This is a genomic window from Pseudomonas sp. PB105, assembly GCF_009764655.1.
GTDB classification, from domain to species: Bacteria; Pseudomonadota; Gammaproteobacteria; order Pseudomonadales; family Pseudomonadaceae; genus Aquipseudomonas; species Aquipseudomonas cyclaminis.
In genome coordinates, this window is the sequence record NZ_RWIO01000023.1 from 21,502 (window position 1) to 31,483 (window position 9,982).

8 protein-coding genes are annotated in these 9,982 nt (G+C 62.3%); 2 read left to right on the forward strand and 6 right to left on the reverse strand.

What is annotated here, in order from left to right:
• Positions 1 to 27: 27 nt before the first annotated feature.
• Genes EJD88_RS03055 through EJD88_RS03070 form a run of 4 tightly spaced genes read right to left on the reverse strand, consistent with a single transcriptional unit; the run spans position 28 to position 4,618 of the window.
• Positions 28 to 1,269, reverse strand: a complete 1,242-nt coding sequence (locus EJD88_RS03055; RefSeq protein ID WP_158876749.1) for an efflux RND transporter periplasmic adaptor subunit — start codon at positions 1,267 to 1,269, stop codon at positions 28 to 30.
• Positions 1,259 to 2,722 carry a TolC family protein gene (locus EJD88_RS03060; RefSeq protein WP_158876751.1) on the reverse strand — a complete coding sequence of 488 codons (1,464 nt, stop codon included), beginning with the start codon at positions 2,720 to 2,722 and terminating at the stop codon, positions 1,259 to 1,261. Before EJD88_RS03060 ends, EJD88_RS03055 begins: the two co-directional genes overlap by 11 nt.
• Entirely contained in the window at positions 2,715 to 3,914 is a 1,200-nt protein-coding gene (locus EJD88_RS03065; RefSeq protein WP_158876753.1) for an ABC transporter permease, read from the reverse strand. The genes EJD88_RS03060 and EJD88_RS03065 overlap by 8 nt, the downstream gene beginning before the upstream one ends.
• Entirely contained in the window at positions 3,911 to 4,618 is a 708-nt protein-coding gene (locus EJD88_RS03070) for an ABC transporter ATP-binding protein (RefSeq protein WP_158876755.1), read from the reverse strand. The genes EJD88_RS03065 and EJD88_RS03070 overlap by 4 nt, the downstream gene beginning before the upstream one ends.
• Positions 4,619 to 4,975: 357 nt before the next feature.
• On the opposite strand from EJD88_RS03070, the gene EJD88_RS03075 reads away from it, so the two are divergent.
• Positions 4,976 to 5,734, forward strand: coding sequence for a TetR/AcrR family transcriptional regulator (locus tag EJD88_RS03075; protein WP_099583281.1), 759 nt, complete (start codon positions 4,976 to 4,978; stop codon positions 5,732 to 5,734).
• A 167-nt stretch (positions 5,735 to 5,901) separates the two neighbouring features.
• On the opposite strand, the gene EJD88_RS03080 is transcribed toward EJD88_RS03075, so the two are convergent.
• Both EJD88_RS03080 and EJD88_RS03085 read right to left on the reverse strand, forming a co-directional pair.
• A complete protein-coding gene (locus tag EJD88_RS03080) occupies positions 5,902 to 6,963 on the reverse strand; it encodes an FUSC family protein (RefSeq protein WP_158876757.1) in 1,062 nt (353 codons plus the stop codon).
• A 151-nt stretch (positions 6,964 to 7,114) separates the two neighbouring features.
• A complete protein-coding gene (locus tag EJD88_RS03085) occupies positions 7,115 to 8,731 on the reverse strand; it encodes an NADP-dependent glyceraldehyde-3-phosphate dehydrogenase (protein WP_158876759.1) in 1,617 nt (538 codons plus the stop codon).
• 138 nt (positions 8,732 to 8,869) lie between these two features.
• Here EJD88_RS03085 and EJD88_RS03090 point away from each other — a divergent pair, with 138 nt between their 5' ends.
• Positions 8,870 to 9,733 carry a Dyp-type peroxidase gene (locus EJD88_RS03090; RefSeq protein WP_158876761.1) on the forward strand — a complete coding sequence of 288 codons (864 nt, stop codon included), beginning with the start codon at positions 8,870 to 8,872 and terminating at the stop codon, positions 9,731 to 9,733.
• The last annotated feature ends 249 nt before the right edge of the window (positions 9,734 to 9,982 follow it).

Genomic DNA, 9,982 nt, shown 5'->3' on the forward strand with positions numbered 1-9,982 from the left:
TTGCCCCTCCCAGATTTGAACCATCAATTATTGTGAGAGCTTCACAAGGCCAGGCTTCAGGCCGAACACCTCAACCCCTTGCGCCGTCGCTTGCCCGGTCGTGACCTTGACTCGCTCCACCGGCTTGTCCATCGCCTCCCGATACTCCACTTCACCGCCAACGACCGCCTGCGCGGGCACCACAATCGCCTGCTCGTTGTTGTAGGTGACGATGGTCAACCGCGCACTCATGCCCAGACGCACCCGCTGCAACTGTTGCGGGGTCAGCTTGGGGATCGACAAGGTCACTGGAAACTGCGCGCTGCCCTGGCTGTCACTGGCTATCGCCAAGCCGCTGACCACGCTGACCGAGCCGGTCAGCCGCTCGCCATCAAACCCGTCGCCCATGACTTCCACCGCCTGGCCCTGATGCAATTGGTTGATGTCCAACTCCGAGACCTTGGCGACAATCTTCAGCCGTTCGATATTCGCCAGGCCAAACAGCACCTGGCCCTGGCTGACTTTGCTCCCGGCCTGGATTGGGGCGTTGGTGTTGCTGCCGCCTTGGGGCGTGTTGTTGCCGGGCGCGGGCACCACGATGCCGGAGAACGGCGCCTTGACCTCCCGGCCGTCGAGCAACGTGCGCAGGGCCTCGTATTTCACCGTAGCGTTGGTCAGTTCCATGTCGGCGATCTGGCGGTATTCACCCTTGCCCTGGTCGAGGGCCTGTTGCAGTTCGCTGCGGGCGGAGGCGAGGTCCAGTTGTTGCTGTTGGGCCTGCTGATTGAGGTCGTCCAGCTCGTTGCGCGGGATGATGCCGCGCTTGAACAGGTTGTCGCTTTCGGTGAGTTTGCGCTGGGTGTTGCCGGCGGTCATCTCGGTGGTGCGCAGGCTGCGGCGGGCGCGGCTGACGGCGGGGCTGCTGTCCCAGTCCTGCATCTCTTGCACGGTGCGTCGGGCCTTGAGCTGGGCGGAGAGTGCGTCGCGTAATTGCACTTCGAGGGTGGCCGGGTCCATGCGCAGCAGCACTTGACCCGCCTCGACCCGTTGGCCTGGCTCCACCAGGTTGGCCTGCACGTTACCGTCGAACGGCGCGGTGAGGGTGAGCGTGGTGTCAGGCTCGATCTTGCCCACCAGGCCGATCTGGTGCACCAGCGGGTCGGGTTTCACGGCCAGCCATTGCTCGGCGGTGCTGGCGGGGTCGGACGCAGGACTGCGCAGCGCCAGCCCGGCACCGACCAGCACCAGGATCACCACAGCGCCCAGCAGGCGTTTTCGATTAGTAGTCATTGAGGGCGATTTCCCAACTTTCCAGCGTCATGCCCAGGGTCAGGTCGAGCTGTGTCTGGGCGTTCAAATAAGCGATCAATGCGTTGAGCTGCGCGTTTTCGGCGTTGCGCAGGTCGGTCTCGAAACTCAGCACCTGGAAGTTGGTGGAGCGCCCGGCGCTGAGTTTTTCCCGCTCGATCTCGATCTTGCGCCGTGACAGCTCCACCGCACGTTGGGAGATTTCATACTGACGCCAGCGGGTGCCGAGGTCGCGCACCACGTTGTTGACGCTGCGCTCCAGCTCCTGGCGGGCGTCGGTGATACGGATAGCCTGATCCTCCACGTTCACCCGTGCACGCACTTCGGCCTGGCGCGTGCTGATGTCGCCGATGGGGATTTGCACCTGCACCCCGGCGTAGCTATCCCACGTGCGGTTGTTGCTGCTGCCGGCGTCGTTATTGTAGTTGTCGCGGATCTGATTCGCGCCGGCCACCAGATCCACCTGCCAGCGCCCGGAATCCTTGGCGATCACCAGGTTGAGGTCGGCTTGCTGGCTGCCGAGCAGGGCGGCGAGGTATTCCGGTTGCTGGGTTTGCGCCAGGGTGAAGGCCTGGCGCTTGTCGATCTGCATGGGCTTGGCCTCCAGGGCTTCGGTGGCGCGAATCGGCGTGGACAGGTCCAGGGCCAGCAGGCGCAGGAGCGCCAGGCGATTGCTGTCCAGTTGGTTTTGCGCTTCTTCCACGCCCAGTTGCTGGGTGGCGATGTCGGCCTCGGTCTGCACAATCTCGAACTCGGCCATGCGCCCGGCGCTGATCAAGGCCTTGTTCACTTCGAGCAACGTATCGGAGCGCTTGAGGGCTTCCTGCACGATCAGCAGTTGCTCCTGGGCGCGCAGCAATTCGCGGTAGGTGGCGATGATCTGGCTGATGGTCTGTGCCACGGTGGCCTTGAGGTTGAGGCGGTTGGCCTGTTCCGACAGCCGCGACAGGCGCAGCGGCGCGGTCGTGGCGTCCCAGCCGGCGCCGCGCATCAGCGGCTGGATGATCGCCAGGTCCAGGCCGTCGCTGCGGTAGCGGCCGGCGCGGTCGGCGTTGTTCAGCTGTTGAGTCCAGGCCATGCTCAGGCGCGTACCGTACTCGCCGAGCAGGCTGCTGGACGGTGCGAGGTTGGCGTTGCGTGCACTGTCCTGGGAGCCACGGGTGCCGCGGTAATAGCTGTTGAGGGTGAGCTTGGGGTTGAACACGTCTTCGGCCACCCGCAGATCGAACTTCTGCGCGACGCGTTGCAGGTAGGCACTGCGGATTGCCGGGTTCTTGCGCAGGCCCAGGTACACCGCGTCGCCCAGGGTCAGGGTGGTGACCTGGGCGTTCAGCGACACGCTGCGGCTGCTGCTGGGGGCCGAGGGGCGGATGACCACGTCGGCCGCCACGCCGGGCAGGCTGATCAGCGCCAGCAGCCAGAGCCATTTACTCATCACGCAGGGCCTCCACCGGTTGCAATCGCGAGGCCGAGACCGCCGGATAGATGCCAAAGAACAAACCCACCAGCAACGTGCTGCCCACGCCGAGGGGCAGGGCGGCAGCCGCCAGTGCGAATTCCCAGCCCGACAGCCAGGCGTAGAGCCAGGCGGCGCTCATGCCCAGCACTGCGCCGCACAGCGCGCCGACGGCGGTGAGGGTCACGGCTTCGAGCAGGAACAGGTTGCGGATATCCCGCTGGCGAGCGCCCAGGGCCATGCGAATGCCGATCTCGCGGCGCCGCTCCGAGACGTTCATCAGCATCACGTTCATCACCCCCACGCCACCGCCCACCAGGGAAATCGCACCGAGCGCCAGCAGCAGGTAGGCGAAGGTGCGGCTTTGCCGGGTCATGCCATCGATCATCTGCTGGGGTACCTGGATGTCGACAGAATGCTCGGTAAGTTGGGTTTGCAAGGCACTGGCGGCCTCTTTGGCGATGCGCTCCATGTCCTGGCCGGGCGCGGCGCGGATGATCACGTTGCCGATCTGCGGCATGGCGTAGATGCGGCGCATGCCTTCGGCGGGGATGAACAACGACTCGTTGGCCTGCACTGGCATCAGCATCGCCCTGGGCTGGTTGTGCAGGATGCCGACGATCAGGAACAGGTAGTCGTTGATGCGCACGCGGTCGCCCAGTTGCAGCGGGTCGCCCGGCGCCCCCAGGGCCTGAGCGACCTGGTTGCCGATCACGCCATAGGTTTCGTTGGCATCGAAGCCCGACAGGAAACGCCCCTGCTGCAGTTGCAGGCGCATCGTCTGGGGAATGTCCGGCGTGCTGCCGACGAAGTTGGCGTTGACGCTGCGGCCATGGAACACGATGGGCCCGCTGAACAGGCTGAGTGCGCCGATATGCGCGATGCCCGGCACAGCCGCGCGCACTGCTTGCAGGTCGAGTTGGGCGCGCATCGGCACATTGCTGCTGCCTTTGGGCGGGAACTGCACCACCAGGGTGTCAGTGCCCATGTCCTTGAAAATCAGCGCGGCATCCACCGCCGCGTTGTGGCCGATATTGATCAGCGCCACCACCGATGAACTGCCGATAACAATGCCCAGCAGCGCCAGAACCGAGCGCTTGCCCAGGGTGCGCAGGCTGATGAAGGCTTCATGCAGCAGTTGGCTGAGGCTCTGTTCGACCCGCAGGCTCATGGGCGACCGACCTCGTGCACCACGCCGTTGCGCACCAGAATCTTGCGCTCCAGGCGTTCGGCGATCTGCGCGTCGTGGGTGACGATGATCAGCGTGACCTGCTGCTCGCGATTCAGGGCCAGCAGCAGGTCCATGATGTCCTGGGCGGTGCTGCTGTCGAGGTTGCCGGTGGGTTCGTCGGCCAGGATCACCGAGGGTTTGCCCACCAAGGCTCGGGCGATGGCCACGCGTTGGCGCTGGCCGCCGGAGAGGTCGGCGGGGCGATGGTGGGCGCGGTCGGCCAGGCCTACCTGTTCGAGCATGCGCTGGGCCTGTTCCACCGATTCATGGCGCGACACACCGCGATAGCTCAGGGGCAGGGCGACGTTGTCCAGGGCGCTGAGGCGCGGCAGCAGGTTGAAGCTCTGGAAGACAAAACCGATCTGCTGGTTGCGGATCGCCGCCAGTTCGTCCGGGGTGGCGCTCAAAATATCGTGGCCGGCAAAGTGGTACTGGCCGCTGTTGGGCAGGTCCAGCAGGCCAAGGATATTGAGCAGGGTGCTCTTGCCGGAACCGGAGGCGCCGAGGATGCCGCAGCTGTCACCGCGGGCGATGGACAGGCACACGTCATTGAGAATGGACAGCTTTTGCCCGGCCAACTGATAACGTTTGCCGATGCCTTGCAGGGAGATCAAGCCTGGGTGCGCGGGGGTCTGTGTCATCATGACTACGCCTGCAGTCTCGACGCCGCCGGCATGCCCCTGTAAATCCTTGTAACAAGTTCGGGAGCTGCCTGGTATGCGTCACGGACTGGTTTTATTTCTTGTTTTTAAAATATTGTTTGAATACTAACCGTGTTCCCAGTGCTTCGCCAGCCATGGATGTAGAGCGGTTTTACCCTTTGAAACGATTTAACCCGTCAGTGTGAGGAGCTGCCAAAATACCCCTGGCTGGCCGCAAAATGCCCGCTGGCAAAGGCTTTGGATGGTATGGCGGTGTGTCACTACTTGCTTTCGAACGGCCGCCCCGGTATAAAAAATCAAATTATTTTTTAAAACAATATTTCCGCCGTGGAACCCTTTATGGTCGCGAAGAAACTCAGCGCTCCAAACATTACCAAGACTCGATTGCTGGATGCGACAGAGGCGCTCTTTATTAAGTACGGTTATGACGCGGTGTTGTTACGGCAGATTACCGAGCGTGCCCAGGTGAACCTGGCTGCCGTGAACTACCACTTCGGGGACAAGGACTCCCTGATGAAGACCCTGCTGATGCAACGCCTGGAGCCGCTCAACGAGCAGCGCCTGGAGCTATTGGCACGTTGTGAAGCCGAAGCCGATGGCCCCCTCGATTGCGACACCTTGCTCGGTGTGCTCTTCGCTCCGGCCATGGGCCTGGAGCGCAGCGACCCGGCCAGTGCCAGTGGGGAAGGGCGTTCGTTCATTCGTTTCCTGGGCCGTGTGTACAGCGACACCTCACCGTTTATCCAGGAATACCTCAAGGTGCATTACCAGCCGGTGTTCCAACGCTTTTTCGAAGCCTTCGCCCTGGCGTTGCCGGATTTGCCGCGCAACGAACTGGGTGTGCGCCTGCAATTTGCCCTCAAGGCGATTTCCGGGGTGATGGCCGGTACCGAGCTGCGCCTGTTGATGAACTCCATGAGCCTGGGCCGCCCGGCCACGGATGCCGAGGTGATGGCCAAGCTGATCACCCTGGTCTCGGCAGCGATTCGTGTCCCGCAGCAAAGCCCCGAGGCAGAAACCGCGTTGGCCAGGGTGCTGGACACCCAACGGGCGATTCGCGAGCAAGCCTCTGCACCTGTCGGCAAAGTCGCGCGCTAGATCAAATCCCAGGCAAAAAAAAGCCCGCTGGGGCGGCGGGCTTGATATGCAACATTTGTAACGGATGAGGCTTCACAGTACGGCCTGGGATGTGAATAAAACGTGAAAAAAATGTAAGAGAAAGTGTGAAAGTGTTGACGTGGACAAATGCGTCAAATAGCCATTTCTTAGATCTTCCAACGCCCGGCACTCTTGGCCAGCCGCTGACGCATGGCATCAATATTCGCCGCCAACTGTAGCGTCAACAACCGGTAGCCATCCAGCGCGCTGTAGACCGGCGCATCCAGCGCAGGCTCGTTCAGGCCGGCATGGCTCGGCCGCTCCAGCCGCTCCGTCACTCCGGATTTCAAGGCCCGAGCCATTCCCACCAACTGCACCCGTATCTGCCGGTGCTCGGCTTTCAACATCACCTGCATCCGCGCCGTCGCGTGTTCATCACGCGGATCCGGCCGGGTGTTGCCGAGAATCTCCAGGGTGCTGATGCACATGCGCAGGTGGCGCTGGATTGCGTCGAGTTCGGTCATGGACACTCGCACTTCCTTGGACACCGACGGCATCAGCGAACGCAGTTGCACCATCGCCGCATTCAGGCGGTTAAGCAGTTTGAGGTGTTCATCATCGGTGACCGATTGGCCATTGATGATCCGGCTGTAAATCGCCGCACAATCACGCAAGGCGCTGGCCAGGTTGTAGCGCCACGAGTACACGGCGTACAGCGGCAGGGCAAACGAGAACGCCAGGGCCAGCACGATGCCGATCAGGATATCCACGGTGCGCCACAACCCGTCGGACAGCGGATTGTCTCCGTGGCCGGCGACGATAAATACCGTGATCGCCGACAGCAGCGCGATGTAGCCGCCCTTGCCGATGGCGTGATAGGAGAAGAATCCGCACACCACCGACATCAACAAATAGGTCAGCAGTGGCTGGCCGAAGTAGGCCTGTTGCACCACCAGCAGCAGGCCGACGCTGGCGCCGATCAAGGTGCCGTAGGCGCGCTCCACGGCTTTCTTGCCGATATTGCCGTGGTGCTGCAAGCCACCGATCACGATCAGCATGGTCACCGAGGCCCATTCGCCATGGGGCAGGTTGATGCCGGTGGTCAGCAGGATCGTCGCCAGCAGGCCGATGGACACACGCACGGCGTGGATCAGCTTGGCGTGGCGATAGCGGCGGTACGGGTCGAGCAGCGGGCGCAACAGGCGCCGAGCGAAGAGTGGCAGATTCATCAGTATTAAAGGGGCCTCGGTTCAGGAGATGTACACAATCCAAATGTGGGAGGGGGCTTGCCCCCGATGGCGGTGGATCAGTACCGCATGTATTGGCTGGCCCACCGCTATCGGGAGCAAGCCCCCTCCCACACAGTGAGTCGTGCAGATGTTAGAAGATGTAATCGGTGGTCAGGAAACTCGAATCACGGTTGCGCAGGATGTCACTGACCAGCGCCTTGTTGCTCTCCTGGAACTTGGTGGCCACCAAAGTGCGGATCGAGAACACGCGCAAGGCGTCATGCACTGACAACGTGCCCTCGGCCGAGTTCTTGCGCCCGTTGAAGGGGAAGGTGTCCGGCCCGCGCTGGCATTGGGCGTTGATATTGATCCGGCCAACCTGGTTGGCAAAGGTGTCCACCAGGCGGCCGACCTCTACAGCGTTGGTGCCGAAAATACTCAATTGCTGGCCGAAGTCCGAGTCGAGCACGTACTCGATCACCGTCTCCAGGTCGCGGTAGGGCACGATTGGCACCACCGGGCCGAACTGTTCTTCGTGGTACACGCGCATCTGCGGGTTCACCGGGTACAGCACCGCCGGGTAGAAGAAGGACCCACGGCTGGTGCCACCGTTGGCATTCACCACCTGGGCGCCATGCTGTTGCGCATCGGCCACCAGTTCGTTGAGGTAGTCCACCTTGCCCACTTCCGGCAGCGGCGTCAGCGACACGCCGTCTTCCCATGGCATGCCGGGTTTGAGGGTCGACAGTTTGGCGTTGAATTTCTCGATAAAGCGCTCGACGACATCCTCATGCACAAACAGGATTTTCAACGCGGTGCAGCGCTGGCCGTTGAAAGACAACGAGCCGGTGAGCGCCTCGCTGACGGCATTGTCCAGGTCCACCTCGGGCAGCACGATGCCGGGGTTTTTCGCGTCCAGGCCCAGGGCGGCACGCAAGCGGTGCGGCTTGGGGTGCAGTTTTTTAAGGTCGCTGGCGGCTTTGTTGGTGCCGATGAACGCAAAGATATCGATCTTGCCACTGGCCATCAGCGCGCTGACGGTCTCGCGGCCACTGCCGTAGATCACGTTGATCACCCCGGCCGGGAAGCTGTCGCGGAACGCCTCCAGCAGTGGGCGGATCAGCAGCACGCCGAGCTTGGCCGGCTTGAACACCACGGTGTTGCCCATGATCAGCGCCGGGATCAGCGTGGTGAAGGTCTCGTTGAGCGGGTAGTTGTAGGGGCCCATGCACAGCGCCACGCCCAGCGGCACACGGCGGATTTGCCCGAGGGTGTCCTGTTCCAGCTCGAAGCGGCTGCTGCGACGGTCCAGCTCCTTGAGGGCATTGATGGTGTCGGTGATGTAGTCGCAGGTACGGTCGAATTCTTTCTGCGAGTCCTTGAGGTTCTTGCCGATTTCCCACATCAACAGCGTAACCACGGCATCGCGCTGTTCACGCATGCGGCGCAAAAACGCTTCGACATGCTGGATACGGTCCGCCACGCGCATGGTTGGCCATTCGCCCTGGCCCCGGTCGTAGGCGCGCACGGCGGCATCGAGGGCGGTGAGGGCGGTCTCGGCGTCCAGCAGCGGCGTGCTGCCGATCACCACGCGGCGCTCGCCCAACTGTACCGGGCTCTGCACCTGGGCCAGCGGGCCGCTCCATACCTGCAACTGGCCATCGACCAGGTAATCACGCTGTTCAATGGGCGCTTCGAGCCGGAATTGCTCGGGAATGTCGGCCACGGACGTGGGGAAAAGTTGGGCGAGCAGGTTGCTGGTGGTCATGTCGCTACCCCTGGAATAGTTGCAAAACATGACTAGAGAGTCACCCAACAGAGGGCTCTATGGCAAGGCTTGTGCGCTTTGCAGTACGCACCGCGCCTTGCGCCGGGTAAACTGCGCGCCTTTCTTGAAGGAGTTCACATGAGTCACTACCAGCCGGGCATTCTTGCCGCACCGGTGCCTTTGCAGGCACGCCATCTGTTTTTTGCCGTGGATACCCTGGCAGCCGTACCTGCTGCGCTGGACGCGTTGGTGCAGTTGACCGATTCGGCGGCAGTGGTCGGGTTTGGCGAGCCGCTGGTAAATGCACTGGGTGCGACGGTTGACGGCTTGCGCAGCTTTCCAACCGTGAGCGCGCCGGGCGCGCACAATCCGTCCACCCAGCAGGCACTGTGGGTATGGCTGCACGGCGTGGATCGCGGTGAACTGCTGTTGCGCAGTCGCGCTTTTGAGAAGGCCCTGGCCCCAGCGTTCAGCCTGGCGCAATCAACCGAAGGCTTTCGCTACAAGACCGGCTTCGACCTCACCGACTACGAAGACGGCACCGAAAACCCTCACGACGACGCCGCCGTTGAAGCCGCCTTGACCGACAGCGGCGCCAGCTTCGCCGCGATCCAGCAATGGCAGCACGACCTCGACGGCTTCGCCGCCTTGCCTGCCCAAGAGCGCGACCACATCATCGGCCGCCGCCATGGCGACAACGAAGAGCTGGAAGACGCCCCCGAATCCGCCCACACCAAACGCACTGCCCAGGAAAGCTTCACCCCGGAAGCCTTCGTGGTGCGCCGCTCGATGCCATGGGCCGAGAACGGCCAGGTCGGGTTGATGTTCCTCGCGTTTGGCCATTCGTTCGATGCATTCGAAGCACAACTGCGCCGCATGAGCGGGTTGGAAGACGGGATTGTCGACGGGTTGTACCGCATCAGTACGCCGTTGACCGGTGGTTACTACTGGTGCCCGCCGGTTATTGGGGGGCGACTGGACCTGAGCGCGCTGGCAGGCTGATTTTCCCTTTCAGTCGAAGTTATAAAAAACGCGTCATCGCCTACCCGGTCATGGCGAGTTTTTTATGGCTGTGTATCCACTGCCTGTTGTTCTGCACTTAGGGAAGCGCCTGTCTTTATAAAGCGAACCTTCCGACATTCGCCACGGATAGCAACTCTTTACTCTCTGTGACTTCGCCAATCCAGGGACTTATGGATGTCTCTGGGTTGCCCTATTGCAGACATCGAGTGAAGCACCATGGCGAATTTG

Bases quoted from the DNA above. Each gene is read 5' to 3' on its own strand.
- EJD88_RS03055 (WP_158876749.1), bottom strand. From the start codon at position 1,269: ATGACTACTAATCGAAAACGCCTGCTGGGCGCTGTGGTGATCCTGGTG.
- EJD88_RS03060 (WP_158876751.1), bottom strand. From the start codon at position 2,722: ATGAGTAAATGGCTCTGGCTGCTGGCGCTGATCAGCCTGCCCGGCGTG.
- EJD88_RS03065 (WP_158876753.1), bottom strand. From the start codon at position 3,914: ATGAGCCTGCGGGTCGAACAGAGCCTCAGCCAACTGCTGCATGAAGCC.
- EJD88_RS03070 (WP_158876755.1), bottom strand. From the start codon at position 4,618: ATGATGACACAGACCCCCGCGCACCCAGGCTTGATCTCCCTGCAAGGC.
- EJD88_RS03075 (WP_099583281.1), top strand. From the start codon at position 4,976: ATGGTCGCGAAGAAACTCAGCGCTCCAAACATTACCAAGACTCGATTG.
- EJD88_RS03080 (WP_158876757.1), bottom strand. From the start codon at position 6,963: ATGAATCTGCCACTCTTCGCTCGGCGCCTGTTGCGCCCGCTGCTCGAC.
- EJD88_RS03085 (WP_158876759.1), bottom strand. From the start codon at position 8,731: ATGACCACCAGCAACCTGCTCGCCCAACTTTTCCCCACGTCCGTGGCC.
- EJD88_RS03090 (WP_158876761.1), top strand. From the start codon at position 8,870: ATGAGTCACTACCAGCCGGGCATTCTTGCCGCACCGGTGCCTTTGCAG.